Raw genomic sequence first — 26561 nt, forward strand, 5'->3', positions numbered from 1 at the left:
GCTTTGCTTGCCGCACACCCAGTCACGCGGCGGACCTGCCACCGCGCAACGGGCGGAGCATTCAGGAGCACTCAGGAGCACTCAGGCCAGAGACCGGCCGATGCCCAGCGCGGCGGTCCGCAGCGCCGTCGCGTACCCCGCCGCGTCCATCCGGTAGGTGGGCGCCGTGATGGACAGCGCGCCCACCAGCGTGGTGCCCCCGGCGAACACCGGGACAGCCAGGCTCGCGTATCCGAGCCGGATCTCCTCGCACTCCAGGACGATGCCCTCCTCCCGGATCCGGTCGAGCTGGGCGCGCAGGCGGCCCGGCGAGATCACCGTGTGCCGGGTGATCGGCTTGAGGCCGCCGCGGACCACGTCGACGAAGAGGGAGGGCGGCGAGTAGGCGAGGATCGATTTGCCGGTGCCCGTGCAGTACAGCGGGAGCCGGCCTGCCACCCGGGACTCGGCGTTCAGCCCGCGGTGCGGGAAGATCTTGTCCAGGTAGACGACGTCCAGGCTGTCGTGGATGGCGAAGTGGATGGTCTCCCGGGTGATCAGAAGCAAGTCCTCCATGTACGGCTGCACGGCCTCGCGCAGGATGCGCTGCCGGTGCACCCGCTGCCCCAGCTCGAACAGCCGCAGTCCCAGCCGGTAGTCACACCCCTCCCGCTCCAACAGCCCCCAGGTGACCAGCTCCCCGGCCAGCCGGTGCACCGTGGCCTTGGCCACTCCCGACCGGCGCACCAGCTCGGCCAGCGAGAGGGCGGCGTCGTCGGAGGTGAAGGCCTCCAGGATCGGGCGGACCTTTCCCAGCACGGAGTTCATGGGGTCGGCCCCGCCCACCTCCTCGCTCTCGGGCCCCGGCGCGGCGCGGCGCGCGGAGAGCACGAGGCCCTGCGGCGCCGGGGCGGCGAGGCTGTGGCGACCGGCCGGCGCCACGTCGGCCGGCGCTTTCATGCCGACTGCCGCGCGTCCACGGCCGCCGGGTCGATGACCGCGACGCCCATCCCGGTGAGCCACTCGGGCATCGGCTCGTACGCCAGACGCCGGGCGGGCGCATGATCGAGGGCGGCGGCCATCAGCAGCCAGGTCCGCAGCTCCTGTGCGCCGTTGCCCGCGGCCTTCTCCAACTCCTCGGTCGTGTACGCGGTGAGGCGGTGTGCCTCGCCCCGTTCGAGAAGGGTGAGGAACTCGTTGTCGAACTCCGGGGTGAGGGAGGCCTCTGCGGCCCGGATGATCTCGCGGCGGCGGGCGTCGTAGTCCTGCCAGTTCTCGCGGCCGTTGAGCCACGAGCCGACCATGAACTCCTCGTCAGCACCGTGCGGTTCGCGCCAGTCCGGCCAGGGCAGCCGGTGCGAGAGCCCGCCCGAGCCGACCACCGCGACCCGCCGGTCGCCGGGGAAGGCGAGCACGGCCTCGCGGAGGGCGCGGCCCAGCTGCTCGCACCGCTCCAGGGTCGGCAGCGGTGGGGCGAAGACGTTCACCACCAGCGGCACGATCTCCACGTCGAGCCCGTCGAGCAGGTACTGGATGGCGTGCGACTGCCCGTGGTCGATCTGGAGCCGGGCGGAGAAGGCGGGGTCGAAGCGGCCGCTCTCCACCAACGACTCGGCGATGTGCCGGGCGAGCGGCACATCGACCGGCTGCGGGCCCTTCGGGGTCCCGGACTCGCCGCTGGCGATACACTCCCCGACGCCCAGCGTGAACGGCGGGATCAGATCGAGCCAGAACCCGCGGAAGTGGTTCGAGCCGATCAGGACGACGGTGTCGGGGCGGACCCGGGCCAGTTCGTCGCGGGCCGCGCGCAGTGCGTCACGGAAGCGTTCGGCCCGGTCCTTGTGGAGGGTCTCCTCCCAGTGCGTGTTCATCAATGTGCTGTGGGAGGCCCCCACGCCGAGCACGATCTCGCTCATGCCGATGCTCCTTCCGGCTCCACGGCGGACCCGGACTGCCCGGCGGAGACGCACTCCGCGTGGGAACGGGTCACGGTGTCGACCGCTGTGCGGATCAGATGGCGGGTCAGTTTCTGCATCTCCCGTACGGAGACGGTGTTCATGCCGCGCGCGAAGTCGATGTCGAAGGGCGCCTCGGCCACCTTCGGCATCCCGACGCGGACCGTCGGGATGCCGCGCCCGCGCAGGATGTTCGCGTCGGTCGCACCGCTGTTGCCGTTCACGACCTCGTGCGGGCGCCCTTCGAGGGCCTCCCATCCGGCGACCGCGCTGCGGAAGACCCAGCTCTCCCGGCTGGTGGTGGTCCCCGGGATGGCGAGGATCATCTCGACCGTGGCGTCGAGCCCCGGCATCGAGCGCTTCAACTCCGCCATGGCCGCGCTGAACTCACGCTTGGCCTGCATGGGTGTCGTCTGCGGGGCGATCCGCAGGTCGACCCGCAGGGTGCACGCCGCCGTGGTCACCGCGGCCATCCGCGGCCAGCCGCCGCGCACCGACGACACGATGCCCTGCGGCGCCACCGTGCCGCCGGTGTGCCGCTTCGCGTACTCGGCGAACCACTGCTCCAGGTGCCGTACGACGTCGCCGGCGCGGCTGATCGCGTTGTCGTACGGGAGCCGGTGGCGCGAGCCCACGTAGGTGTGGAGGCCGTGCACCGTCACCTCGAACCAGACCAGGCCGACCTCGTCCCAGGACACGGTCCAGCCCGGCTTGGCGATGACCGCGTAGTCGGTGTACACGCCCTGCTCCAGGAGGAACGAGCAGCCCGCGCCCTGGCCGGTGTTGAGCCGGTCGCTGCCGGGCCGGGCGTTGGTGGGCATGCCGCCGGCGCCGAACGCGGCCACCAGGTCCCCGGTGAGCGGCACGCCGGCCAGCGCGATCGCCTCGGCGGCCATCATCACGCAGGCCGCGTGGCCTTTGGGGTTGGAGGCGCCGAGGCCGGTCACCAGGTCGTCGTAGACGGTGGCCTCGGGGCGCATGTCCTCGCGCAGCTTCGGCCCGATCCACGGCACGTCCTCGCTCTCGGCACCCGTGGTGAGGGTGTCGATGGGCGCGTACAGCATCAGATCGGGGCCGGTGCCGTCGCCCTCCAGGCGGGCCCAGGCGTTCGCCTGGCGGCCGTCGAGCGGCTGACAGGCCGCGCGCAGACCCACCGACGCGAGGGTCCCGGCGATGTGGTCGGCGAGCGGGCGCTCGTCACCGGTCGGACTGGCGATCCCGACGAGGCCCACGATCAGCTCGCGCAGCCGCTCGTCGGTGACATGCCCCCAGGCCTCCGTCACCCAGGTGCGACGCCGGTCGTCGAGCCCGGAGAGCCCGGAGGGCTCGGCGCTCCCGTCGACGGCTGCGTCGCCGCTCACTGGTTGACCCGGTGGACCTGGGTCATCGTCGTCTCCGCGAAGCGCTTCTTGGCGAGGGGGAGCGCCACCGCGAGGGCGACACCGAGCAGGATCTTGAACAGGGTGCGGGCCATGATCAGGCCTCCGTTTCGATGGTGTCCGTGGTGTCCGTGGCGGGTTCGGTGACGCCGACGGCGGCGAGCTTCTTCGCGTACTCCTCCTCGCTGAGGTTGCGCCAGGCGGTCAGCGACACGTCGGGGCGGTAGAGCTTCTCCGGGGGCGCGTCGGTGATGTCGACCATCCAGGCGTCCTGGCCGGAGAACTGACCGTGGAACAGCCAGCGGATGGCGCCGAGGTACTTGCCGTAGAAGCGGAGGGTGTCCCAGCCCCGCTTGAAGTTGACCATCACGCCGACGTACATGTGGTTGTCGGCGTCGATCGGCACGTAGAACTCGTAGTGCATGAAGTTGGGGTAGGCGATCCGCAGCATGCCCGGCATCGACAGGGACGCGAAGCCGGGGAAGTCCTGCGACTCGATCACCGGGTCGACCTTGTCGGTCGCGCCGGTGTTGCCGAGGTTGAACGTCCCCTCCGGCGGCTGCTTCATCCACCACCGCTTGTTGGTCCAGCGGCCCACGCCCGGGAAGTCGGCGTCCCAGTAGACCTCGTCCTGGACGCGGTAGATCCAGCGGTCCTTCGGCACGATCCGCGTGATGTTCCATGTCGGCATCGGCTTGAGCAGCCGCCACAGTGCCGTCCGGTGGAGGTACTTGGCGTGTCCTTCGTCGAAGCCGTTCTCGCAGGCGAAGCGCCAGTTGCCGCCGCGTTGATCGAAGCGGCCGCCCATCACGAAGGCGTTCGACACCAGTTCCTCGGGCAGCTGCTCGTCGATGGGGTGCGGCTCCTCCTCGGCGATGGGCATGTACACCCAGACCATGCCGAGCCGCTCCTCGACGGCGTACGTGCGCACGCCCAGCTTGCCCGTGAGGCGGCAGCCGGGACCGTCGGTGATGACCGCGGCCAGATTGCCCGTGGGCAGGTCGAAGGTCCAGCCGTGATACGGGCAGCTGACGGTGCCGGGGAACTGCTGGTTGCCCTCCGACAGCGGGACGCCGCGGTGCGGGCAGCGATTGTGCAGCGCGTACACCTTGCCGTTGTCGCGGATCAGCGTGATCTTCTCGCCGCAGAGCGTGAACGGTTTCGGGTCGCCGGTGATGTGGCTAGCCCAGGTGACCGGGTACCAGTAGCCGCGGAAACCGGACGCCGCCTTGTCGTAGTGGGGCCAGGACGACCAGTCCTGCCGGCCGATCTTCTCGGCGGATGCGCGGGGCGCCTTGGCGGGCTCCTTCGCTGCGGTCTTCCGTGCGGCGGGGGATCGTTCGCTCGTCGTCATCTCGTCGTGGCCTCCTGCTCCAGTGGGGTGTGCGGCACGAGCATCCGGCGCGGCGCCACGCCTGCCTATGAACCTGTTCCGGTGAACGGACCGCGGCCGGCGGCGGACCGGTCAGCGAACCATGGACCTTGATCGCTCAGGGGCGGGCGGACAGCATCCGTTCATGCACCGCATGACGATTCCCGGCCTGGTCGACGCGGCGGCCGCACGCCACGGCGAACGGACCCTCCTCACCGTCGACGGAACCATGCGCACCTACGCGCAGACGCGCGCGGCCGCGGCCACGATGGCCGGCGCACTGGCGGCCCGCGGCTGCCGCCCGGGGGACCGGGTCGCCGCGCTCCTGTCCAACCGCGTCGAACTGATCGACCTGGTGCTGGGCTGTGCCTGGCTCGGCGCGGTCGTGGTCCCGCTCAACACGGCCCTGCACGGACGGCTGCTCCGGCACGCGCTGGACGAGTCGCGGCCGCGGTTCCTGTACGCGGAGGAGGAGCTGGCCGCACGGGTGGGGGAGGTGGGATACGCGGGGGAGGTGTGGGTGACCGGTTCGCCGCAGGCGCCGGTCCCCGGCATCGAAAAGGCGCTCGACGCCCACCCCTCCCGTCCCGGCGACACGGCCGCCATCCTGTTCACCTCCGGCACCACCGGCCCCTCCCGCGGGGTGCGCTGCCCGCACGCCCAGTTCAGCTGGTGGGGCCGGAATGTGGCCGACTCGCTGCGGCTGACCGCCGACGACGTCCTCTACACGTGCCTGCCCCTGTTCCATACCAACGCGCTCAACACGCTGGCGCAGGCGATGACGGTGGGGGCCTCCATGGTGGTGGACCGCAGATTCTCCGCCTCGCGCCACTGGACACGGGCCGCCGAGACGGGAGCCACGTGCGTGTACGTGCTCGGCGCCATGGTGCCGATGCTGCTCGCGCAACCGCCAGGGTCCGCCGACCGCGCGCACCGGGCCTGGCGCGGACTCGGTCCGGGCACGCCCGGCGCGCTGTGGGAGGTGTTCCGTGAACGGTTCGGCGTGGCCCTGGTCGACGGGTTCGGCTCCACGGAGACCAACCTGGTCATCGGCTCCGTACCGGAGGACTGCCGTCCCGGGTACATGGGCACGGTGCGCGACGGCTTCGGGGCGCGGGTCGTGGACGCGGACCTCTGCTCCGTGGCGGACGGAACGCCCGGGGAACTCGTGGTCCGCACCGACCAGGACCATGCCTTCGCCACGGGCTACCTGGGCGGTGTGACTCCGGATCCGGGTGCGTGGCGCCGCACCGGGGACCGTGTGGTGCGCGAGCCCGACGGCTGGTTCCGTTTCGTCGACCGCGTCAAGGACAGCATCCGGCGCCGCGGCGAGAACATCTCCTCGTACGAGGTCGAGACGGCGCTGCGGGCGCATCCCGATGTCGCCGAGGCGGCCGCGTTCCCGGTCCCGTCCACGCTCGCCGAGGACGAGGTGATGGTGGCGGTCGTGCCGCGCGCCGGGCGCACGCTCGACCCGGCGCAGGTGGCGCGCCACTGCGCGCGGGAGCTTCCCGCGTTCGTGGTGCCGCGCTATGTCGAGGTGGTCGCGCAGCTGCCGCTCACGGAGACGGGCAAGGTCTGCAAGGCCGTGCTGCGCGAGCGGGGGGTGAGCGGGGGGACGTGGGACCGGTGCGACGAGGCGTTGTCCGGCTGATCTTGTCGCCGTGATGGCGCCGGGTCAGGTCTGGCGTCCCGGAGCGCGCTCGGTCGCGGGGTGCTTCTTCCCCTCGGGCGTGGGCAGGACCGCCAGTGCGGTGTCCGCGATGGTGCGCAGGGTCTCCGGGGCCAGGCCGGCCTTGCCCACCGCCTCGATACCGCGGACCACCGTCAGGAGCAGTGCCGCCAACCGCTCCGGATCCGCGGCGCTGTCGATGTCGCCGTGGCGCTGGGCGGCGCTGATCTGCGTCCGCAGGAGGGTCTGCAGCGCCCTCATGGTCGCGGCCGACTGCCCGGCGACCGTCGGATCCTGCTGGGCCAGTTCGGCCGCGCCCTTGGCCAACAGGCACCCGCGGCGCTCGGTGTCGGAGGCGGTGTTCTCCGCCATGAGGTGCACGTACCCCGAGATGCGGGCCAGGGCCTCCGCGTCCGGACCGCCTGCCAGCCGCTCCTCGGCCACGTCGAGGACCGCGGTGCACCACTCGCCGAACACGCGGTGGAACAGCTTGCCCTTGTCGCCGAACGCGCCGTACAGGCTGCCCTTGCCCAGGCCGGTCGCCTGCGCGATGTCGTCCATGCGGGTTCCCGCATAGCCGGTCGACCAGAACTGCTCCCGGGCCTGGTCCAGGACTTGGCGCTCGTCGAATTTCCGCGGTCTGGGCATGTTCTCAGCGTACCCATTCTTGACTCGATCGTCCATTACTGCCTACGTTATGGACGATCGATTCCATAACTGAGGGAGTTCGGTATGACAGGCGTGATGCACGAGAAGGTGGCCGTGATCACCGGCGGGACGAGCGGGATCGGGCTGGCCATCGCCCACCGCTTCGTCCGGGAAGGGGCGCGGGTTTTCGTGACCGGCCGGGACACCGACCGCCTCGAAGCGGCGGTCAAGGAGCTGGGCCCGGCGGCCACCGGCGTGCGATCCGACGTCGCGGTCTTGGCCGACCTGGACGCCCTCTACGCGCGAGTCAGGGAGGAAGCCGGTCGCATCGACGTGCTGGTGGCCAACGCGGGACTCGTCGCGGACGCCGCGCTCGGCGGGCACACCGAGGCGAACGTCGACCTGACGCTCGCCGTCAACGTCAAGGGTCCGCTGTTCACCGTTCAAAAGGCGCTTCCGCTGCTGGCGGACCGCGCCTCCATCCTGGTCATCGGTTCGAGCAACAGCGTGCGGCCCAACGAGCAGCTCGAGGTCTACAGCGCTTCGAAGGCGGCGCTGAGCAACCTCGTGCACAACTGGGCCCGGCAGTCGCGGGAGCGCCGGTTCCGGGTCAACGTGCTCAGCCCGGGGCCCACGCGGACCCCCGGCCTGCTGGGTGCCGCGGGGCCGGACGTCGACCGGTTCGCGGAGGCCACCGTGCCCCTGGGACGGCTGGCCGACGCCGAGGAGATCGCCGAGGCCGCCCTCTTCCTGGCGTCGGACGCCTCGTCGTTCGTCACCGGCGCCGAACTCTTCGCCGACGGCGGCTACACGCGGGCCTGAACGGCGGCCGGTGATGCGCGCTCTCTTCGGGGAGAGGCACACTTCAGGGGGCGTGGGAGCTCCGACCAGCTTCCACGCCCCCGGGCATCGGCTCTCACCCGGGCAGCAGCACAGCCCGTCCCCGCACGCGCCCACCCCGCAGCGCGTCAAGCGCCGCGGATGCGTCAGCGAGAGCGAACTCCTCGACCGCCAGGTCCAGTTCACCCTCGGAGAGCCGCCGGACCAGGTCGCCGGAGACCTCGCGGGCCCGGCGCTCCTGGCGGATCATGTTCACCGGCAGCAGCGCCACCTCGTCGAGCAGCCAGCGCGGCAGGTCGAACTCGACGTGCGGGCCCGCCACATAGCCGATGACCACGGCGCGTCCGCCCCGCCGCACCCACCGGCTGCGGCCGACCAGGCCCGCGCCGCCGAGCGTGTCGACGAGCAGCGAGGCCGACCGGTGCTCGGCGAGACCTTCCGCCGCCTCCAGCGTCAGAGCCTCCACCCCCTTCGGCACGTCGGCCAGCTGGTCCTCCCGGCCGACCACACCGGTCACCCGGGCGCCCGCGGCCAGCGCCTGCTGGGCCACCATCGCGCCGACCGCACCGGCGGCGCCGACGACGACGACGTCCTCGTCCCGGCCGATCCGGGCGACGTCGTGCAGCGCCACGTACGCGGTCGTGGCGGGGACGAAGAAGCTCGCCGCCACCGCGGGAGCGAGCGGGGCGTCGAGCGGGGTGACGGCCTTGCGCTTCACGCTGACCCGCTCGGTCCACGTGCCGTCACGCAGAAGACCCAGGCCGCCGCCGCGCAGCACGACCTGGGCGCCGGGGGCCAGACCGGAGTCGGCGTCCGCCTCCAGGACCGTACCCGCGCCCTCGACACCGCCGATGTACGGAAGCGAGGGCTTGAGCTCGAAGTCGCCGGACGCGACGGTGGCATCGAGGTGCGAGACTCCACCCGCCGTGACCTGGACGAGCACCTCGCCCGGCGCGCGGACGGGCTCGGGCACCTCGTCGAGGACCGGAGCCGCGCCCCAGTCGTGGAACCGGACCGCCCGCATCAGCCGGCGGCCTTGTCGATGAATTCGAGGCTGAGCGCGTTGTAGCGCTCGGCCTGCTCGTGCTGCGGCCAGTGCCCGCAGTTCTCGAAGAGTTCGAGGCGCGAGCCGGGGATGCCCTCGTGCAGCGCCGTCGCCTCGGGGGTGTCGCCGAACGGGTTCTGGCGTCCCCACACCACCAGCGTCGGCTGGGTGATCTGCGCCAAGTGCTCCGGGCGCAGCAGATTGCGCTGGCGGCGCTCCATCTCCTGGAGGGACAGCAGGTTGTCGACGCCCGCGACGAACTCCGGCGTGTGGTAGATCGCGTGCCGGACCTGCACCAGCTCCTCGGTGGCGGAGGCGTCCTCGGCCATGAGCAGCCGCATCCGCTTGCGGGTCAGCTCGATGTCGTCGGACGTGACGGCCTTCTTGGTGCTGGTGCGGATGCGCTCCATCACTTCGGGGTTGGCCACGGTGCCGCCGGAGCATAGGAGTTGGAGGCTGCGCACCCGCTCGGGGTGTTCGATGGCGGCGCGGGCGCCGACCCAGCCGCCCAGGGACTCGCCGACGATGTGGACGCCGTCGAGGCCGACGGCGTCCAGGTAGTCGAGCAGGTGGGTGACGTAGTCGGCGATCTCGTAGGGCTTGTCGGGCTTGCCGGTGTAGCCGTGGCCGAGCATGTCGATGGCGTGCAGGTCGTAGGCGGCGTGCGCGGTGATGTTGCGCGCGAAGGCCTCCAGGTGACCGCTGGTGCCGTGCAGGAAGACGACGGCCTGGGCGTTCGGGTCACCGGCGCGCAGGGTGCGGGTGGGGACGCCGGCGGCGTCGACGTACTCGACGCGGAAGGGGGTGGGGCTGATCTCGGTCCAGATGGACATGCTGCACTCCGAAGGGAGGTGGGGGAGGGGGACGTTCAGCTCAGGGAGTCGAGGAAGCCGCTGACCACCGAGTGGTACGCCTCGGGACGCTCCTCCTCCAGGTGGTGGGAGGTGTGGTCCATCACGTGGAGGTTCCCGTTCGGCACCATGCGGGCCAGCATCAGCGGGTAGTCCGGGGTGAGGAACGCGTCCTGCATGCCCCACATGAACAGCGTGGGAGCCTGGATCTGCCCCAGTTCCTCGGTGAGGTCCTGCCAGTCGCCGCGCGGCGAGTCGGACATGGCCGCCAGCGCGCGCTCCTCCTCGTCGAGGCTCTGCTCGTAGCGCAGCGTCAGTGTCTCCTCGGGGAGCTTCGCGCCGTCGTACCACTCCAGCTTCGTGATGAGGTCCCGCATTTTCTCGCGGGTGGGGCCCTCGCCGCCGTAGTAGACGTCGCGGGCCGTGCGGCCGCGGTGACCGTTCTCCGGGAGCGGGGCGAGCGGCCCGTAGAAGACGGGCATGCTGCCCGTGATGACCAGCGAGCGGACCCGGTCCGGGTACTTCGCGGCGAGGTTGAGGGCGATGGTGCCACCCCACGAGCTGCACACGAAGTCGGCGCGGTCGACGCCGAGCGTGTCGAGCAGGCCGACGGTCTTCGCCGCGTGGTGGTCCCACATCGGGCCCTGGATGGAGGACTTCTCCGATTTGCCGTACTGCTGGATGTCGACGAGCAGACAGCGCCGGTCGGCGGCGAACAGGTGCGCGACGGGCCCGAAGTCGCTCCACGCGGTGCAGCCGGGGCCGCCACCGTGCAGGAACACGGTGTCGGGCCCCGAGCCGAGGTCGTGGTAGTGGTAGCGGATGCCCGCGCCGTCCGCGTAGTGGCTCTCCGGTGCTGGTGACATGCGAGTCCTTCCGTACGAATGCGGGGGGAGCGGTGTCAAGCCCATCACCGAGCCGGGCGCGGGCCCAGCGTCGCGGTCCGTTCAGCGAACCGCTCTCGCTGGGTGACTGGGGTGACTGGGGTGACTCGGGTGAGTGCTCACTGCGCGGTGTAGCCGCCGTCCGCGTGCACCACCGCGCCGGTGGTGAAGGCCGAGCCGGCGGCGAGCAGCGGGAGCACCGCGTGCGCGATGTCCTCGGGCCTGCCCCAGCGGCCCAGCGGCACCTTGGCGGTGAAGGCGGCCTGGGCGGCGGCGTCGGTGGTGGTGTCGCTCTCGTTCATGGGGGTGCGCACGGGGCCGGGCGCCACGCAGTTCACGGTGACGCCGGTCCCGGCGACCTCCAGGGCCGCCGACCGGGTGAGGGCGGCGACCGCGCCCTTGGTGGCGGCGTAGCCGCCCCGTTCGGGGGCGCCGGTCGAGCCGAGCACGGAGCCGATCGTGACGATGCGGCCGTGACCGGCGTCGAGCATGCCGGGCAGGACGGCGCGCATCGCCAGCCAGGTGCCGATGACGTTGGTGTCGAGGGCGGCGCGGAAGTCGTCGGGCGTGAGGTCGAGCACCGAGCCGCGGGCCAGCCGGCCGGCGGCGGTCACCAGGCCGGTGACGGGGCCCCAGTGTTCGGCGGCCCGGCCCACGACCGCGGCCAGCGCGTCGGGGTCGGTGGTGTCGGCGACCAGCGCCAGCTGGCGTTCGCCCGCGATGCTTTCCAGTTGTTTGGCCGCCGTGCGGCAGCGCTCTTCGGAACGCCCGGTGACCACCACGGGGCGCCCGGCTCGGGCAACCGCCTCCGCGATGGCCAGGCCGATCCCGCTCGTGCCGCCCGTGACGAGTACGGTCCCGCCCTGCGCGGCTTCGTCGGTGTGCTGGGCCCCGGTGTTCCGGGGCTCGATGTGCTGGGTCTCGGTGTGCTGTAGGGAACTCATCCGCCGAGGATGCGGAACGTATGCCGGCACGCCAATGCGGGCGGTCCGGTCACCGGAACCGGACCACCCGCGTCGGCGTGGCCTCACCGTCCGATGAACACTGGCGTCCGCTTGTCGAGGAACGCCTGAAGCCCCTCCGCCGCGTCGGCCGTCCCGATCAGGTCGGCGACGCCCTTCTCCTCGCGCTCCAGGGCCTGTTCGACGGGCAGCCCGTACCCCTCGTCGACCACTCGCTTGAGCAGGGCGATGGTGGCCGTCGGCTGCGCCGCGAGGCGGCGGGCCCGCTCGGCGACCACCGCGTCGAACTCGGTGTGCTCCACCACGACATCGACCAGGCCGAGCTCCAGGGCGCGTCGCGGTGTCAGCCCTTCTCCCTCGATGATCAGGCGCTTCGCCAGGTGGGGGCCGACGAGCCGGGGGAGTCGCTGACTGCCACCGGCCCCCGGGAACAGCCCCAGCCGCATCTCCGGAAAGCCGAAGGTGGCCTGCGTCGAGAGGATCCTCAGGTCGCAGGCGAGCGCCAACTCCGCGCCGCCGCCCAGCGCGTGGCCGTTCATCGCCGCGACGACCGGCTTGGGGGCCTGCTCGATCACCCGCTGTACGTGGATCCAGCGGCGCATCTTCGCCTGGTTCTCCGCGGACAGGTCCCGCATGACGGCGATGTCGGCACCGGCGACGAAGAACCGGCCGGTGCCGGTGATGACGATGCAGCGCACCTTCGGATCGGCGGCCAGCGGCGACAGGGTCGCGAGGAACTCCTCGATCATCGCCGGATCCACGGCGTTCACCTTGGGACGGTCCACGCGGACGGTGGCCACGGCGCCGTCGTGCGTCACGTGCAGTACGGAGGGCTTGTCCTCGGTCAGCTTGTCCTCGGTCGGCCTTTTTTGGGTCAGCTTCTCCTGAGTCATCCTCGCCTCGCTCACTCGGTCACTCCCTCGGCGGTCAGGTCCCTCAACTGGTCGTCGCTCAGGCCCAGCAGTTCCCGCAGTACCTCGCCGGTGTGCTGGCCCAGGAGAGGTGCGGGCCGGTCGAGTTCGCCCGGCGTGGCGGCCAGCCGCGCGACGATGCCCTCGTGCCGGACCGGCCCGGTGAGGGGGTGGTCCAGTACGGGGTAGAAGCCGCGGGCCGCGAGCTGCTCGTCGGCCTCGACCAGGTCCTGCCCGGTTGCCACGACCGCCGCCGCGATGCCTTCCGCCTGGAGTGTCTCGGCCAGTTTGTGCGCGTCGTGCCGGCCCGTCCAGGCGGCGAGGGCGGTGTCGATCTCGTCCTCGTGCGCCCGGCGGGCAGTCAAGTCGCCGTGGGAGCAGGGGAGGTCGGCGAGGCGCGTCAGGGCGTGCCACTGGGCTTCGTCGGCCACCGACACCGCCACCCACCGGTCGTCCCCGGCCGCCGGATACACCCCGTGCGGCACGGCGTGCGGCGACCGGTTCGGGAACTCGGCGGTCCGGGGGTCGGGGGCGCCGGTGCCGAGGACGGATTCGAGGGCGGCCGGGCCCATCGTCGCGGCCATCGCCTCCAGCTGGGACAGATCCACGTGCCCGCCACGCCCCCGTGCCAGCAGGTCGAGCGTGGCGAGCACCGCGGAGTTGGCCGCGATCATGTCACCGAGCCCGAAGGTCAGGCCTTGCGGCGGGCCGCCCGGGGCGCGGGTCTCGCTGGACAGGCCGGACATCGCGGCGAGTGTGTCGGCGAACGTGACGGCGTTGCGCCAGGGCCCGGTCTGCCCGACCCCTGCCATCGACACCAGGATCACGTCCGGGTTGAGTTCGCGCAGCGACGCGTAGTCCATGCCCCAGCGGGCGAGCACACCCGGGCTGAAGTTCTCCACGACGACGTCGCAGTGCGGGACCAGCGCGCGCAGCAGCCGCCGGCCCTCCTCGGTCCGCAGGTTCAGGGCGACGCCGCGCTTGTTGCGGTTGAAGTTGATGAAGTAGCCGCTGTCATCGGGGTCGGAGCCCGGCCGCAGATGCATCGACGGGGCGAAACGCGTGGGGTCCTGACGGTGCCGCGACTCGATCTTGACGATGTCCGCACCGTGCTCCCCGAGCTGCTTGGTCACGTACGGACCGGCGAGGACCCAGGTCAGGTCGAGGACCCGCACTCCCTCCAGGGCCTTGGACTTGGGCTTCTCACCGCTGCCGCGCGCCTTTCTCGGCTCGGACCCGCGCCACGGCGCATCTCCGGGCGCCGCCTCCCGCAGCGCGGGCAGCGTGAGCGGCCGCGGCAGCGCCGCCCACGGGAAGCCGACGTCCTCGACGCCGCCGTCCGGCAGCCCCTCGCCGGTGATCGTGACCAGGGACCGGCGGTCGCGCAGCTGCGGGTTGTCGGTCAGACGCGTGGCCGGTACGACCTCCGCCCACGGCAGGGCCCGCTCCCGCGCCTCCGCGGCCAGTTCGGCGGCCGTCCGCCGCGCCGCGAACCGCCGTACGACGGCGTCCACATGGGGGCGCTGTTGCCATCGGAACGCGGCGTCCTGCCAGCGCTCGTCGAGGAGGTCTTCGGCCTCGCCCCGCTCGGCCATCCACGCCAGCAGGTCCGTCCACATCCGGTTGCTGCCGGAGTAGCCCCCGGCCACGTATCCGTCCGCGGTCTCGAAGATCTGGTGCGCCACGTGTTCGTACACCCCGCCGTTGCGTACGGGGAAGCGTCCGGCGTGGATCCAGGCGAGGGCGGCGGTCTCCAGTGTGGCGGCGACGGCCTCCTGCGCGGAGACGTCGACCAGTTGCGGGGTGCCCGACACGACGGCCAGGAGCGCCCCGATCGCCGCGTGGGCGCCGGCGGTCTGCAGCGCCTGCTCGCGCGGCGGTGGCTTGGGCTGCCCGTCGGGGAGTCCGCCGAGCCAGGTCATGCCGCCCGCCGACGCGAGCACCAGATCGTCGCCGGTCCACTCGCGGCGCGGCCCGGTCAGCCCGAAGGGCGTCACCACCACATGCACGGTGTGCGGCCATCGGGACGAGCCGTCCTCCCGCAGGCCGCGCAGCCGCGCCACGGGCCCGCTCTCCAGGACGACGTCGGCGGCCGCCGCCAGTGCGTCGAGGCCGGCCAGGTCCGCCGCCGGCACCCAGCGTTTGCCCGCGTGCCAGTGCGCACGGGCCGCCGGGTCGAGGCCGGTGCCCGGTTCGGTGCGTACGACGTCGGCGCCGATGCCGACGAGCAAGCGGGCGCCCTGCAGGGCGAGTTCGTCGGTCAGGTCGAGCACGCGCAGTGCTTTCGGGTCCGTGTCTGGTCCCACCACGGCTCCTCCCCTTAGGTGTCCGCAGCCTTTGCGGAATCTCACGATCACCGGGGGCGGGGAGGCGGGCCACCGGGCTGTTCTGCTGACCGGAACCGCAGCCGGGCGTGGCTCGCTGGCGCCGGCGAAAGAGTGCTCAGCTCGTGGCGTGGGCGGGACGTACCCCGGCCGGCTTCGGGCCGTGGACCGTGCGCGCCGCGCGGGGCGTTCGGTACGACGGACTCTCCTCCGTCTGCCGCGCCACGCCCCGCTCGATCCTGTCCGCCGTGGCCCGCAGCGCCGCGAGGTGGCGGTCCGCCGACACCTGCGTGATCGGTCCGGTGACCGAGAGCGCCGCGTACTCCGTCCCGGCCAGCGCCACCGGTACGGCGAGGCTGGCGTCGCCGATCCTGACCCCCTCGCGCTCCAGCGCGTACCCCTGGCGGGCCGCCCTGGACAGCCGCTGGGCCAGGGTCTGCGGGTCCGTGACGGAGCGCGGGGTCAGTGCGGGCAGCCCCCTGCCGACGAGCGCGGCCACCCGCTCGGGTCCGTCCGCGGCCAGGGCGAGCAGCATCTGACCGGTCGCCGTGCAGGAGGCGGGGAGGCGACCGCCGACGTATGAGTGGGTGAGCACGTTGGCCTCGCCCGCGATTTTTTCCAGGAACAGGACGTGGCCGCCGTCGAGGACCGAGAGGTGCACGGCCGTGCGGGTGCGTGTGAACAGGTCGGCCATCAGCGGGCGGGCCACGGTCCGCAGCACCGAGGAGGCGGCCACCCGCTGCCCCAGGTGGAAGAGCCTGATGCCGAGTTCGTACATCTCGCCGTGCCGGTCCAGCAGCCCCCACTGCACCAGTTCCTGGGCGAGCCGGTACGCCGACGCCTTGGGTACGCCCGAGCGGCGGCTCAGCTCGCTCAGCCGCAGTCGGTCCGCCCCCGATTCGAACGCGGCGAGCAGCAGCTGAGCCTTGCCCAGAACGGAATTCGGCAGCAAGAGGTCCTCGTCGGCGTACGACCCCATCAGCGTCCCCTCACGTCGTCGCATGGCGGTACAGGCCATTTGAAGTGCAACAACGCCATGTTGCATAGAGGGGCGGGAGTGTAAAAATCAGGCAACAGGCGTGGTGTGCTCCTCCTTTTGGGGCTGGTCGGCGTCGCGCGGGGCGTCCTGTCCGGGCTCCTGCGGGACGTGCGCGAAGAAGACCAGGGCCACCAGCGAGACGAGAGCCAGCCCCATGGTCAGCAGCGCGACCGGCAGGAAGTGCCCCGTGGCGGCAAGGAGTGCCGTGGCCACCACGGGTGACAGGCCACCGGCGATGGCCGTCGACAGCTCGTGGCCCAGCGCCATCCCGGAGTACCGGGTGCTGGTGCTGAACAGCTCGGAGAAGTACGAGGGCTGCACGCCGATCATCGCGGCCATGGTGATGTGGCCGACGACGAACGCCACCCACACCGCGGCGGTCTGGCCCGTGCTCATGAGCATGAAGAAGGGTGCCGACCACACCAGCATGCCGATCGCCCCGCCCAGATAGACGGGACGCCTGCCCACCTTGTCGGAGAGCCGGCCGAAGACGACCATCATCGCCGAGTCCACCAGCATCCCGCCGATCCCGGCCCACAGCAGCACGGTCGAGGAGATCCCCACGTACCGCCCGTACACGAGGGAGAAGGACATGAAGATGTAGCTGGCGCCGCTGTCGGAGAAGCGCAGCGCCATCGCGAAAAGCACCTGGCGCGGATGCCGCCGCAGCACTTCCCGCAGCGGCGTATGAGGTGTGCTCTCGGTGTCGGTCGCCTCGGCCTCAAAGCTGTCCGTCTCGCCGAGATTGCGGCGGATGTAGATCCCCACCAGGAAGATCACGACGCTGGCCAGGAACGGGAGCCGCCAGCCCCAGACGAGGAAGCCGTCCCCGGACACCTGCTCGGCCAGCCACAGCGCCAAGGCCGACAGGACGAAGCCCAGGCCCATGCCGCAGGAGCTGAACGAGGCGAGGAACCCGCGCCGCTCGGCCGGGACGTTCTCGGTGATGATCAAAACGCCGCCACCCCATTCGCCGCCGGCCGCCGCGCCCTGGAGGACCCGCAGCAGGACCAGGAGCAGCGGGGAGAGCAGACCGGCCGTGGAATACGAGGGCAGCAGCCCCATACAGAAGGTGGCGCCGCCCATCAGCGAGAGCGTCCCCATGAGCGCGGCCTTGCGCCCGCGCCGGTCACCGATGTGTCCGAAGATCAGACCCCCGATGGGCCGGGCGGCGAACCCCACGGCATGACCGGCCAGGGCCGCGATGGTGCCGACCAGCGGATGGCCGCCGGAGGGGAAGAAGACGCTGCCGAGGACCAGCGCGGCAGCGGTGGTGTACAGGAAGAAGTCGTACCACTCCATCATGTTGCCGGCGACGGACGCGATGACCACGCGCCGCGTCGTGGACGCGCCCTCGGTCGTGCTCCTGGGGGGCATGTGAGCTCCTTGCCGTTCGAGCCTCAGATCGGTGGAGCGTACGAACGGCCGGAAGTCGCCTCAATCGAGCCGGTCCGCCAGGCGGGACACCGCGCTTTCCGCCGGCCTCCCGGGGTGCCAGGTTTCCGCCACCTCGACAGCACTCCGACCCGGAGGTCGCATCCGATGTTCTGTCTCCACCGCACCAGACGGCGCCCGGTGGCCGCCCTGCTCGGCCTGTTCGCTCTGCTCCTCGCCACCGCCTGCGGCGCGGGCACCACCGACTCGGCGGGATCCGCGGGCGGCAAGAGCCCCACCGTCCGGATCGCGCTCGGCGTCGACGCCTCGTACGCCCCGCTGTATCTGGCTGCCGAGCGCGGCATGTTCGAGAAGGCCGGCCTCGACGTGCGGCTGACGAAGGTGGAGGGGGGTCCGGCCGCGGCCCAGGCGGTCACGGCCGGTACCGCCCAGATGTCGGCCAACGCGGACTCCACCGCGCTGCCGCAGATGGTGAGCAACCCGCGCCTGCGCGCCCTGGGCGTCTTCCAGTCCTCGGGCCGCCTCCTCAAGGTCGTTCTGCGCAAGGGCATCACCTCACCGCGGCAGATCAAGTCGATGGGCTCGATCCAGGGCATCGGTCTGTATGCCACGCACGAGTACTTGCAGCGCCATGGCGTCGAGCCGGACTCCGTGAAGATCCAGCAGAGTTCGCCGCAGGAGATCCCCACCATGCTCCAGCGCGGCGACATCGACGGCTACATCCTTTTCGACCCCTGGGTGACCAAGGGCGTCGAGGCGGGCGGCCACGTCGCCGGTTCCACCGGCGACTTCGGCGTCACCTACCGGCAGTGGCTGCTCGCGGACCAGCAGTGGCTGAAGGAGCATCAGGATCTCGCCGGGAAGGTGTTCAAGGTGGTCGCGGAGGCCGACCGGCTGGTGACGAAGGATCCGCACGCGGGCGCCCTCGCGGCTCACCGGCAGGCCCAACTGCCGGTGGGACAGACAAAGAAGGCCATCGGCGAGATCTCCTTCGAGTCCCGCGCTCTGACGGCGACCGATGTCGCCTCCTCACGCAAGATCGTGGACTTTCTCCTCGCACAGAAGCTCATCAAGAGCGCACCCGACTACGACACCGTGCTGCTGCGCGGCTGGTACGACCAGCACGCCAAGTGACCGCCCTCGACGCGCCATGTCCGGGCCGTCCCGCTGAGCGGACCGTTGCGCATGCACCTGCCCTTCGACCGGCAGTAGCGTTCGCCCACTCGCGGGCCCGCACCCCGATTACCTGCCGAAAAGCGCCCCACTCTGAGGTGACCATGCAGACAACGTCCCGCCCCAAAGCCCGCCCGGTGCAGCGCATCGCCGGCACCGTCTTCCTCGCCGCCGTACTGACCGCGGTGACCGCCTGCGGCGCGGGCACCACCGATGCCGGCTCGGGCTCCGGCGGCGGGGCAGGTGATCCCCACATCCGTATCGCGGTCGGTATCGACGCCGGGTACGCGCCGTTCTTCGTGGCCGATGCCCAGGGACTGTGGGCCAAGCACGGGCTCGACGTCGACCTCGTCCAGTTCGCCAAGGGCGGGGAGGGCGTCGACGCTCTGAACGCCGGGCAGGTCCAGATGGCGGGGAACTCCGATGCCACCACCATCGGCCTGCTCGGACAGAACCCGGACCTGCGCTCACTGCTCGTGTACGAGGACTCCGGCAAGTACCTCAAGGTCGTCCTGCGGCCCGGTGTGAAGTCCCCCGCGAAGATCCGGAAGATGGCCGTGGTCCCGGGCCTGTCCGAGCTGGCCGCCACGCGGTTCCTCGAATCGAAGGACATCAAGCCCGACGCGGTCGAATTCATCACGGCCGACCCCGCCGAGATCCCGGCGCTCACCAAGAAGGGTGACGTGGACGCCTACGTCCTGTGGGAGCCGTGGCCGGGCAAGGGGGAGGAGCTGGGCCAGCGCGTCCTGGAGACCACCGGCGACTACGGCTTCAGCTACCAGCACTGGCTGCTGTCGACGGCGCCCTGGCTCAAGGACAACAAGAGCGTCGCCGTCAAGGTGGCCGCCGCCCTCGCGGAAGCGACGAAGAAGACCGAGAGCGATCCGCAGGGCGCGGCGAAGGCCACCAAGAAGGCCGCGAAGATCCCCACCGACCAGACCCTGAACGCGGCGAAGGAGATCGACTTCGCCGTGCGCGACTTCACGGCCAAGGACCTCAAGGGCTACGAAAGCACCGCCCAGTTCTACCTGGACACCGGCAAGGTCAAGGCCCGCCCCGACGTGTCCCGCACCGTCCAGCGCGGCTGGCTTTCCGACAACGCGGAGGGGTCCTGATGACCGAGGCGATCAAGGGGATCGAGAAGGAGACGGTGCCGGGGGAGGATGCGGTGGCCGCGCGGACGGTGGCAGGCCCCCGTCCGCGTACGGAACAGGCAGCCGGACGCGGAGCGGCTCTGCGCGTCGAGGGCGCGGGCATCTCCTTCGGTGACTTCCGGGCCGTCCAAGGCATCGATCTGGACATCGCGGCCGGAGAGTTTCTCTGTCTGCTCGGACCCAGCGGCTGCGGCAAGTCCACGCTGTTGTCGGCGATGGCGGGATTCATCCAGGTCAGCGAGGGGACTCTCACCGCGGACGGCACGCCCGTCCGCGGCCCCGGCCCGGACCTCGGCATGGTGTTCCAGAGCAGTGAGGCCCTCTTCGACTGGCTCACCGTGCAGCAGAACGTCACCTTCGGGCCTCGCATGCGCGGCCTGTCCCGCGCCGAGCAGAACCGGGTTGCCGACGAGTACCTCGGCCTGGTCGGCCTGCGCCACTGCGCGGACCGCTACCCCGGCCAGCTCAGCGGCGGCATGCGCCAGCGCGTCCAGATCGCCCGGGTCCTGGCCAACGAACCGGGCGTCGTCCTGATGGACGAGCCCTTCGGCGCGCTCGACGCGCAGACCCGGCAGGTGCTGCAGCAGGAGACGGCCCGCATCTGGAGCGCGTCCGGCTGCACCGTCGTCTTCGTCACGCACGACATCGACGAGGCGATCCTCCTGGCCGACCGGGTCGCCGTGATGACGGCGGGCCCCGCGGCCTCGATCAAGTCCCTGTACACGGTCGACCTGCCGCGTCCGCGCGAGGAGTCCGACCCCGCCGCCCTGCGTCTGCGCGGCCGGCTGCGCGAGGACATCGGAGAAGAGGTCCGCAAGGCCATGCGCGATCAGGGACTGGACGACCAGCTCGACCGAGAGGCGAAGGGCGCATGACGATCACCACGACCGAGGTGGCGGCCCCGGCCCGCACCCGCACCCGCCCGCGCCGCACCAAAGGGAAGGGCGGCGGACAGGCGCTGCGTGCCGTCGGCCTCTACGCCGTCGCCCTCCTTGTCGGCCTGGGCGTCTGGCAGCTCCTGGCCATGAAGTACGGCCCGTCCCTGGTCGCCTCGCCGCGTCAGACCCTGTCGGCCGCCCGTGAACTGGCGGCCGACGGCACCCTTGGCAACTCGGTCATCGCCTCCAGCCGCCGCATTCTGATCGGCTGGGGCCTGGGCGTCGTGGTGGGCGCCCCGGTCGGCCTGCTCATCGGGCAGATCAGGATCGTCCGCCTGCTCCTGGAGCCGTACACCGAGTTCTTCCGCTTCATCCCGCCGGTCGCCTTCGTGACCCTGGCGGTGGTGTGGCTGGGCATCGGTGAGAGTTCCAAGGTGGTCCTGATCTTCTACACGGCCGTCTTCATCGTCACGCTCAACACCAGCGCGGGCGTGATGGCCGTCAACGAGTCCAAGCTGCGGGCCGCGGCCAGCCTCGGAGCCGGCCGCCGCCAGATCCTGCAACGCGTCGTGCTGCCGTCCACGGTCCCGTACATCCTCACGGGCGCCCGCCTCGCCATGGGAAACAGCTTCCTGACGATCGTCTCGGCCGAGATCGTCGCCGCCCAGGTGGGCCTTGGCTCCCTGATCTGGACTTCCCGGAACTACGGCCGGATCGACTGGGTCTTCGTCGGCATCATCACCCTCGGCACCCTGGGCCTCGTCTACGACCGGATCCTGCGCGTCATCGCGATGCGTGTACTACACAAGTATGGAGCTAAGGTGTAAACGGTGGCCGAAACGATCTAACGGGGGAAGCGCCGTGACCAGCGGGGGAAGAATGGAGAACACAGCACGTGAGCACCGCCTCGTCCACATCGCGCGCCCTCTTCCTCGAGGAGTTCGGCACGCTGCCCAAGCTCGGGGAACGTCCCGTGCCCGAGCCGCGCCCCGGGCACACCCTCGTCCGGGTGGCGGCGGCCACCGCCGCCCATCTGGACCTCAACATCCTCGACGGACAGTTCGGCATCCTGCCCGAGCTGCCGTTCATCCCCGGCACCCAGGGCAGCGGCTACGTCGTCGCCTCGGACACCCACCCCGAGGGTGCTCTGGTGCGGCTGCGCGGTGAGGGGCTCGGCCTGAGCCGTGACGGCGCCTGGGCCGAGCACGCGCTCGTGCCGGACACCGCCGCGGAGACCATGCCCGAGGGCACCGACCCCGCTCTGGCCTGCATCTACTTCTCCCCGGTCGGCACCGCCTGGGCGACCGTCCACGCGATCGCCCAGGTGCGGCCGGGGGAGCGGGTCCTGGTCACCGGCGCGTCCGGCGCGGTCGGTGCCGTGGCCGTGCAGCTCGCGGCACGCGCCGGCGCGGAGGTGGTCGGCGTGGTCAGCCGCCCGGCGAAACTGCCGCACGTACCCGGCGTCGCCAAGGCACTGCTCGCCTCCGACCTCTCCGAGGAGGCGATCGGCGGCAAGGTCGACGTCCTGATCGACTCGGTCGGCGGCCAGATCCTGCGCGATGCCCTCACCCTGGTCCGCCCGCGGGGCCGGGCCGCGCTCCTCGGCTACACGGCCGGCCGCGAACTCACCCTGGACCTGGCGGACTTCTTCCTCGCCGACGTCTCCCTGCTTCCCGTGAACATGATGAGCCGCGGCCCGGAGGTCGCCCCCGAGGCGCTGCGCCTGCTGCCCGACCTGTCCTCCGGCGCGCTGACGCTGCCCTACGAGAGCTACGGGATGGACGCGCTCGGCGAGGCGGTGGAGCGGCTGCGCTCGGGCACGGCGGTGGGCAAGATCGTGCTCGACATGGAGCGCACCGGTACCTGAACCCGCGTGCTCTGCCGCCGCACACACTCAAAGGGCCCCCTCCACAGGAGGGGGCCCTTCGCGCTCATCGGATCAGGACGGGGAAACGCCTGCCTGAGCGGCGAGTTGGTCGGGGTCGACGGGAAGCCAGTCGTAGTCGATGGAGTTCCAGAAGGCGCACTGGCGGCGCGCCTCGTACACGCCGGTGTCCAGTGCCCGGCTCTCACCGCCCGGCAGCAGCGACATGAACGTCCCGGCACGGAACGAAGGCCAGGGGGCGATGCCCGGGGTGGCGGGCTTGCCGTGCTGCACGAACGAGCCCCAGTAGCGCACCATCTCGCCGGACAGCTGCCGCTGCTCGGGAGTCAGCAGCGCCGAGGTCGCCGAAGGCAACAGATACGGCATCTCGCTGGCATGCGAGGCGCCCGGATCGAAGCCGGTCGATGGCCGGCCGGTGGGCGGGTGCGGGTCGTTGAACTCGTAGTAGTACGTGTGGGGTTGACGCTTCGCGTACTGGGCCGTGAGGTTCTGGTACTGGCAGCCCCCGAGGCCGAAGAAGGTGCTGCTATCACCCCACAGTGCGCCGAAGGCGTACGCCCCGGTGTACGCGTCGCCATAGGCGCTGAACGGATAGTGCGCGAGGACGGCGTCGGCCTCGTCCCCGAACTCGATGCGGACCGCCTTCTCGTACTGGGCCTTCGTCGCGTTCGCGAACGGACGCGCCCAGCTGCGCACTTCGTCACGCGTGTGGCCGATGAGGAGGGGGACGTTCGCGGTACGGCCGGTGCGTACGGCCTTCAGCGGTGCGACCGGCAGTTCGGGAACCCCGGACGTGGGCAGCGGACCGGTCACGAGGCCGCCGATGAAGTCTTTCGCGGCGGCCTGTAGTTCACTGGCGGGCTTGGTCCGCAGGCAGGCCAGATCGGCCGAGGCGGCGGAGCAGCCGGCGGCCGTCGCGTACTTCTTCCCGCGGGCGACGGCCTGCTCGACCGTATAGCTCGGGCATCCGCCGCTCTGGATGATCGCGCCCGAGAAGAGGCCGCGGGCCGGGGGCGACGCCAGGAGCGCGCAGACGGAGTGGCCGCCGGCCGACTCACCGGCGATGGTGACGCGGTTCGCGTCCCCGCCGAACGCGCCGATGTTGCGCTGGGTCCAGCGCAGCGCCGCCTGCTGGTCGAGCAGGCCGTAGTTGCCCGCGCCCTGCTTGCTGAGCCCGGGCAGGTCGAGGAAGCCGAACACCCCGAGGCGGTAGTTGATCGTGACGACCACGACGTTGTTGGTCTTGGCGATCAGCGAGCCGTCCTGGGTGTCTCCCGAACCGGAGGAGAAGCCGCCGCCGTGGATCCAGAACATCACCGGCAGCGGGCGGTTGCTCCTGTGGGCGGGGGTGTAGACGTTCAGATACAGGCAGTCTTCACTCATCCCCGGGCTCGTGCTGCTCCCGTTCTGCAGGCAGCGAGAACCAGGGGAAGTGGCAGGCCGGGTGCCCCTCCAGGCGGCGGCGGGCGCCGGAGGCTGCCAGCGTTTGGCGGCGACGGGCGCAGCCGCGTACGGGATACCGGAGTAACGGTCGACGTCGTCTGCCGAGGCTCCCGCGACCGAACCCTTGTCGGTGTGGACGGTCAAAGAGCGTGAAGCGGCGGCCGCGGGCACGGCTGGCACAAAGGACAGCAGGAAGAGGACACTCGCCATGCAGGCAAGAAGTCTCTGTCGGACAGTAGATCGCACTGATTCTCCTGAGAGGCCGGAGCGATGGGGGCGCCATGCTCTGCCTCCTGCATGACCTGCGCGACGTTTCCGGTCCGCTCTGCGGACTGACGGCGCACAGAGCGGAGCACCGTGCGGAGCGGGCCGACGCGCGCGATGCGCATGAGCTCGGCGCTGTCGGGCCTGGGACCTCAGGCGCCCCTCGGCGCCGACAGGCGGCATGGAGAAGGTTCACATGCCGGACGCGGCCGAGCCCCCACCGGCACCTGCCGACCGCTTCCGCTTCCCTTGGAAGCCCCTGAGACTCAGGAGCATCACGGCGTACAGCGGGGAGTCGGGAAAGGGCCGGCGTTCGCCGACCTTGCGGTATCCCCATGCCTCGTACAGCGCCTGGACCTTGGGGTGGGTGGTGTCGACCAGCAGTACCGCCAGGGCCTCGCCGCGCTTTCCCAGCAGCGCGCCGTGGAGCCGTTGGGACAGGCCCTGTTTGCGGTGATCCACCTTGACCATCAGCTCGGACACGGCGAACGTCTCCGGCTCCGCCGGTGCGGGATCAAGGTGTTCGCGCCACCATTCGCGGCCCGGTGCTGCCGGAGCTCCGTAGGCGAATCCGATCGGCTCGTCGCCGTGGTAGGCGATCACGCAGGAGAAGCCAGGATTGCCGCCCCAGTGGTCGACGAACCAGGCGAAGCGCTGATGGAATTCATCGTCCATCTGGGCTGCGTAGGCGTCCTGGTGGACCGCCAGCAGAGTGTCGCGGATCGCGTCCAGATCCTCGTGCGCGAACTGCCGAAGCTCTGTCTCCGTGGTCACGTAGGGCTCCATTCGGTGCGATAACGGTCGCCCCACTCTCTGGCCATCGTCGCCGTGGGCGCGAGGGTGAGCAGCTCGCGGTAGAAATCTCCCAGGAGTACACGCATACGAGCCGGGATCGGCGCCCCGGACATGAATGCGAAGACCTCCTCGCTCGTGGCACAAGCCTGGTCGGCATCGCCTTGGTGGAGTTGAGCGAGGGCAAGACGGCAGGTGATGAGGGCGCGGTTGCGGCGGAAGTGTGCGGGCAGGACCGCCAAGGCGCGGTAGGACGCGGCCTCCGCGGCGGCGTGCTCTCCGATGCGGTCCCGGACGACGGCGCTCAGGGCGTGCAGCTCGGCGGGGCCGTAGAAGGAGACCCAGGGTGGGCGGGGGCGGTCGTGGGCTTTGGTCAGGGCCTCTTCGGCGTACCCGATCGAGCGCAGGGCCGCTTGGCGATCCCCGCGGTTGGCGTGGCCGCAGCCGGTGCGGGCGTGGGCCAGCGAGGCAAAGAGCGGGTCGCTGCGGGTCACGCCGACGGACTGCGCTGCCTGTCCTGCTGCGACGGCCTCCCCGTGTTCACCTCGCTGATGGGCGAGCATCGCGGAGGAATTCCATACGCGCAGCTGTGCCGCCGGGTCTTGCCCCATCCCTGCCAACCGCAGCGCTTCGTTCAGGTGGCCATGAGCGCGCTCGAGCTGCCGTGCGTCGATGCACGACCAAGCGGCGGTAGCGACGAAATCGGCGGCCACACTGAACAGGCGCAGCCGTACGCGCTGGGATGCCGCCTGGTTTTGCAGGGTGACGGCCTCTCGAGCCCCGGCCAGTGCGCTCTTCTCCAGCTCTGCATGGCCGCCACGCCGGTCATCGAGATCCGTCAGTTTCTGCAGGCCGGTGCGCAGCCGCGCGACGTCGGAGGTCCCGACCCTGAACGGTCGCGACCCGATCAAGGGGGCGGCCACGACACCGGCGGATACGTTGAGGAACGTACGGCGGATCACGTCGGGGTCCTCCTGCGGTGGTGCGGGCGCGGCCGGGTCCACGAATCCCAGCTCCTGGACGGTGCACCCGAATACTGCCGTCAGTGCCGCGCGTTTCGCCCGGTGCGGCCAGGCCGATTCTCCGGTCAGCCAGGTGCGGACCGTGCGATCGCCGACGCTGTCACGCTCGCCCGCCGCACGCAGTTCGGCATTGAGCGCGTCGACCAACTCGCTCTGTGTGAAACCGGCTTGATCGATCTTGAGCCGCAGGAGGAAATTTCCGGTCACCCACTCACCGTAGCCACCACACGATGGGACGTGCAGCCTCTCGCCGGGAGCAAGGACCCGGAAATTTCCGCTCACCTGCGCACGGCCGTGCCTGCGCTTTTCCTCCCACCTGCCATCCAGCGCCCGTTGAACTGCTCACGCACTGCCGCGGCTCGCCCGGCTGCTGGTCGCCGTCGTCGACACCTCACGCGACCTGCCGCACCTGGGCGCCCCGCACACCGCGGGCCTGCACGGCCGCGGACTGCTGTTGGTGGACGCGCTCAGCCAGCACTGGGACACCACCCTCCTGGGACCCCACGGCCGACGCGGAAAACGCGTCTGGGCCCAACTGGAGCTCAAACGGCGGGTACGCGGCGAAGTCGAATAGGCACCCCGCTGCCGGGCCGTCCTGGCCCAGATCCACGACGGACGGCCGAATCCTGCGCGGGCCCGGCGGCGCCGGGCGGGGAGCCGCGAGTGGGACGCCGGCCCGGCCGGCGCCCGTTGC

The 26561-nt window shown here is 71.2% G+C and carries 23 protein-coding genes; 7 read left to right on the forward strand and 16 right to left on the reverse strand.

Annotated features, from left to right (window positions below):
• Positions 1–81: 81 nt before the first annotated feature.
• From QBL25_RS40970 to QBL25_RS40985, 4 genes are all read right to left on the reverse strand, one after another.
• Positions 82–939 (reverse strand): IclR family transcriptional regulator, encoded by an 858-nt coding sequence (locus QBL25_RS40970; protein WP_409062054.1) that lies wholly within the window; start codon positions 937–939, stop codon positions 82–84.
• Positions 936–1895 (reverse strand): catechol 1,2-dioxygenase, encoded by a 960-nt coding sequence (locus tag QBL25_RS40975; protein ID WP_409062055.1) that lies wholly within the window; start codon positions 1893–1895, stop codon positions 936–938. Before QBL25_RS40975 ends, QBL25_RS40970 begins: the two co-directional genes overlap by 4 nt.
• A complete protein-coding gene (locus QBL25_RS40980) occupies positions 1892–3295 on the reverse strand; it encodes a M20 family metallopeptidase (protein WP_409062056.1) in 1404 nt (467 codons plus the stop codon). Before QBL25_RS40980 ends, QBL25_RS40975 begins: the two co-directional genes overlap by 4 nt.
• 115 nt (positions 3296–3410) lie before the next feature.
• Complete coding sequence (locus QBL25_RS40985) at positions 3411–4667, reverse strand: aromatic ring-hydroxylating oxygenase subunit alpha (protein WP_409062057.1); 1257 nt, start codon at positions 4665–4667, stop codon at positions 3411–3413.
• Between the two features lie 163 nt (positions 4668–4830).
• Here QBL25_RS40985 and QBL25_RS40990 point away from each other — a divergent pair, with 163 nt between their 5' ends.
• Entirely contained in the window at positions 4831–6339 is a 1509-nt protein-coding gene (locus QBL25_RS40990) for an AMP-binding protein (RefSeq protein WP_409062058.1), read from the forward strand.
• A 24-nt stretch (positions 6340–6363) separates the two neighbouring features.
• Here QBL25_RS40990 and QBL25_RS40995 read toward each other — a convergent pair whose 3' ends face one another.
• Positions 6364–7005, reverse strand: a complete 642-nt coding sequence (locus QBL25_RS40995; protein WP_409062059.1) for a TetR/AcrR family transcriptional regulator — start codon at positions 7003–7005, stop codon at positions 6364–6366.
• Positions 7006–7089: 84 nt separating this feature from the next.
• On the opposite strand from QBL25_RS40995, the gene QBL25_RS41000 reads away from it, so the two are divergent.
• Positions 7090–7827 carry an SDR family NAD(P)-dependent oxidoreductase gene (locus tag QBL25_RS41000; protein WP_409062060.1) on the forward strand — a complete coding sequence of 246 codons (738 nt, stop codon included), beginning with the start codon at positions 7090–7092 and terminating at the stop codon, positions 7825–7827.
• 94 nt (positions 7828–7921) lie between these two features.
• Here the strand turns inward: QBL25_RS41000 and QBL25_RS41005 are convergent, their stop codons facing one another.
• The 8 genes from QBL25_RS41005 to QBL25_RS41040 form a co-directional block, all read right to left on the reverse strand.
• On the reverse strand, positions 7922–8869 hold the full coding sequence (locus tag QBL25_RS41005) for an alcohol dehydrogenase catalytic domain-containing protein (RefSeq protein ID WP_409062061.1): 948 nt from the start codon (positions 8867–8869) through the stop codon (positions 7922–7924).
• Positions 8869–9723, reverse strand: a complete 855-nt coding sequence (locus QBL25_RS41010) for an alpha/beta fold hydrolase (RefSeq protein WP_409062062.1) — start codon at positions 9721–9723, stop codon at positions 8869–8871. Before QBL25_RS41010 ends, QBL25_RS41005 begins: the two co-directional genes overlap by 1 nt.
• 35 nt (positions 9724–9758) lie before the next feature.
• Complete coding sequence (locus tag QBL25_RS41015; protein ID WP_409062063.1) at positions 9759–10607, reverse strand: alpha/beta fold hydrolase; 849 nt, start codon at positions 10605–10607, stop codon at positions 9759–9761.
• A gap of 137 nt (positions 10608–10744) precedes the next feature.
• Positions 10745–11569, reverse strand: coding sequence for an SDR family NAD(P)-dependent oxidoreductase (locus QBL25_RS41020; RefSeq protein WP_409062064.1), 825 nt, complete (start codon positions 11567–11569; stop codon positions 10745–10747).
• Positions 11570–11652: 83 nt separating this feature from the next.
• On the reverse strand, positions 11653–12495 hold the full coding sequence (locus QBL25_RS41025; RefSeq protein WP_409062065.1) for an enoyl-CoA hydratase/isomerase family protein: 843 nt from the start codon (positions 12493–12495) through the stop codon (positions 11653–11655).
• The gene (locus tag QBL25_RS41030; protein ID WP_409062066.1) at positions 12492–14804 is read right to left on the reverse strand and encodes a CoA transferase; all 2313 of its coding nucleotides are present in this window, start codon (positions 14802–14804) and stop codon (positions 12492–12494) included. The genes QBL25_RS41025 and QBL25_RS41030 overlap by 4 nt, the downstream gene beginning before the upstream one ends.
• Before the next feature lie 136 nt (positions 14805–14940).
• Positions 14941–15825 carry an IclR family transcriptional regulator gene (locus QBL25_RS41035; protein WP_409062067.1) on the reverse strand — a complete coding sequence of 295 codons (885 nt, stop codon included), beginning with the start codon at positions 15823–15825 and terminating at the stop codon, positions 14941–14943.
• A gap of 63 nt (positions 15826–15888) precedes the next feature.
• On the reverse strand, positions 15889–17238 hold the full coding sequence (locus QBL25_RS41040) for an MFS transporter (protein ID WP_409062068.1): 1350 nt from the start codon (positions 17236–17238) through the stop codon (positions 15889–15891).
• A gap of 165 nt (positions 17239–17403) precedes the next feature.
• On the opposite strand from QBL25_RS41040, the gene QBL25_RS41045 reads away from it, so the two are divergent.
• The 5 genes from QBL25_RS41045 to QBL25_RS41065 all read left to right on the forward strand — a co-directional run bounded on the left by QBL25_RS41045 (position 17404) and on the right by QBL25_RS41065 (position 22328).
• Positions 17404–18390 carry an ABC transporter substrate-binding protein gene (locus QBL25_RS41045; RefSeq protein ID WP_409062069.1) on the forward strand — a complete coding sequence of 329 codons (987 nt, stop codon included), beginning with the start codon at positions 17404–17406 and terminating at the stop codon, positions 18388–18390.
• Positions 18391–18533: 143 nt separating this feature from the next.
• Positions 18534–19544, forward strand: a complete 1011-nt coding sequence (locus QBL25_RS41050; protein ID WP_409062070.1) for an ABC transporter substrate-binding protein — start codon at positions 18534–18536, stop codon at positions 19542–19544.
• Positions 19544–20458 carry an ABC transporter ATP-binding protein gene (locus QBL25_RS41055; protein WP_409062071.1) on the forward strand — a complete coding sequence of 305 codons (915 nt, stop codon included), beginning with the start codon at positions 19544–19546 and terminating at the stop codon, positions 20456–20458. Before QBL25_RS41050 ends, QBL25_RS41055 begins: the two co-directional genes overlap by 1 nt.
• The gene (locus QBL25_RS41060; RefSeq protein WP_409062072.1) at positions 20455–21288 is read left to right on the forward strand and encodes an ABC transporter permease; all 834 of its coding nucleotides are present in this window, start codon (positions 20455–20457) and stop codon (positions 21286–21288) included. The genes QBL25_RS41055 and QBL25_RS41060 overlap by 4 nt, the downstream gene beginning before the upstream one ends.
• A 68-nt stretch (positions 21289–21356) precedes the next feature.
• Positions 21357–22328 carry a zinc-binding alcohol dehydrogenase family protein gene (locus QBL25_RS41065; protein ID WP_409062073.1) on the forward strand — a complete coding sequence of 324 codons (972 nt, stop codon included), beginning with the start codon at positions 21357–21359 and terminating at the stop codon, positions 22326–22328.
• Between the two features lie 72 nt (positions 22329–22400).
• Here QBL25_RS41065 and QBL25_RS41070 read toward each other — a convergent pair whose 3' ends face one another.
• From QBL25_RS41070 to QBL25_RS41080, 3 genes are read right to left on the reverse strand one after another with little or no spacing between them, the layout of a single operon-like run.
• Positions 22401–24236 (reverse strand): carboxylesterase/lipase family protein, encoded by a 1836-nt coding sequence (locus QBL25_RS41070; protein WP_409062074.1) that lies wholly within the window; start codon positions 24234–24236, stop codon positions 22401–22403.
• Positions 24237–24245: 9 nt separating this feature from the next.
• Positions 24246–24839, reverse strand: coding sequence for a GNAT family N-acetyltransferase (locus QBL25_RS41075; RefSeq protein WP_409062075.1), 594 nt, complete (start codon positions 24837–24839; stop codon positions 24246–24248).
• Positions 24824–26074: an XRE family transcriptional regulator gene (locus QBL25_RS41080; protein ID WP_409062076.1), complete on the reverse strand. Its 1251-nt coding sequence runs from the start codon at positions 26072–26074 to the stop codon at positions 24824–24826. The genes QBL25_RS41075 and QBL25_RS41080 overlap by 16 nt, the downstream gene beginning before the upstream one ends.
• Between the last annotated feature and the right edge of the window lie 487 nt (positions 26075–26561).

Origin of the sequence: Streptomyces sp. SYP-A7185 (assembly GCF_046103685.1) — a bacterium.
Taxonomy (GTDB): Bacteria; Actinomycetota; Actinomycetes; order Streptomycetales; family Streptomycetaceae; genus Streptomyces.

Excerpts from the sequence above, each read along its gene's own strand:
- QBL25_RS40990 (WP_409062058.1), top strand. The coding sequence starts at position 4,831 with ATGCACCGCATGACGATTCCCGGCCTGGTCGACGCGGCGGCCGCACGC.
- QBL25_RS40975 (WP_409062055.1), bottom strand. The coding sequence starts at position 1,895 with ATGAGCGAGATCGTGCTCGGCGTGGGGGCCTCCCACAGCACATTGATG.
- QBL25_RS41020 (WP_409062064.1), bottom strand. The coding sequence starts at position 11,569 with ATGAGTTCCCTACAGCACACCGAGACCCAGCACATCGAGCCCCGGAAC.
- QBL25_RS41070 (WP_409062074.1), bottom strand. The coding sequence starts at position 24,236 with ATGCCGCCTGTCGGCGCCGAGGGGCGCCTGAGGTCCCAGGCCCGACAG.
- QBL25_RS41015 (WP_409062063.1), bottom strand. The coding sequence starts at position 10,607 with ATGTCACCAGCACCGGAGAGCCACTACGCGGACGGCGCGGGCATCCGC.
- QBL25_RS41045 (WP_409062069.1), top strand. The coding sequence starts at position 17,404 with ATGTTCTGTCTCCACCGCACCAGACGGCGCCCGGTGGCCGCCCTGCTC.
- QBL25_RS41060 (WP_409062072.1), top strand. The coding sequence starts at position 20,455 with ATGACGATCACCACGACCGAGGTGGCGGCCCCGGCCCGCACCCGCACC.
- QBL25_RS40995 (WP_409062059.1), bottom strand. The coding sequence starts at position 7,005 with ATGCCCAGACCGCGGAAATTCGACGAGCGCCAAGTCCTGGACCAGGCC.
- QBL25_RS41010 (WP_409062062.1), bottom strand. The coding sequence starts at position 9,723 with ATGTCCATCTGGACCGAGATCAGCCCCACCCCCTTCCGCGTCGAGTAC.
- QBL25_RS41075 (WP_409062075.1), bottom strand. The coding sequence starts at position 24,839 with ATGGAGCCCTACGTGACCACGGAGACAGAGCTTCGGCAGTTCGCGCAC.
- QBL25_RS40985 (WP_409062057.1), bottom strand. The coding sequence starts at position 4,667 with ATGACGACGAGCGAACGATCCCCCGCCGCACGGAAGACCGCAGCGAAG.
- QBL25_RS41005 (WP_409062061.1), bottom strand. The coding sequence starts at position 8,869 with ATGCGGGCGGTCCGGTTCCACGACTGGGGCGCGGCTCCGGTCCTCGAC.
- QBL25_RS41055 (WP_409062071.1), top strand. The coding sequence starts at position 19,544 with ATGACCGAGGCGATCAAGGGGATCGAGAAGGAGACGGTGCCGGGGGAG.
- QBL25_RS41000 (WP_409062060.1), top strand. The coding sequence starts at position 7,090 with ATGACAGGCGTGATGCACGAGAAGGTGGCCGTGATCACCGGCGGGACG.
- QBL25_RS40970 (WP_409062054.1), bottom strand. The coding sequence starts at position 939 with ATGAAAGCGCCGGCCGACGTGGCGCCGGCCGGTCGCCACAGCCTCGCC.
- QBL25_RS41050 (WP_409062070.1), top strand. The coding sequence starts at position 18,534 with ATGCAGACAACGTCCCGCCCCAAAGCCCGCCCGGTGCAGCGCATCGCC.
- QBL25_RS41040 (WP_409062068.1), bottom strand. The coding sequence starts at position 17,238 with ATGCCCCCCAGGAGCACGACCGAGGGCGCGTCCACGACGCGGCGCGTG.
- QBL25_RS41035 (WP_409062067.1), bottom strand. The coding sequence starts at position 15,825 with ATGCGACGACGTGAGGGGACGCTGATGGGGTCGTACGCCGACGAGGAC.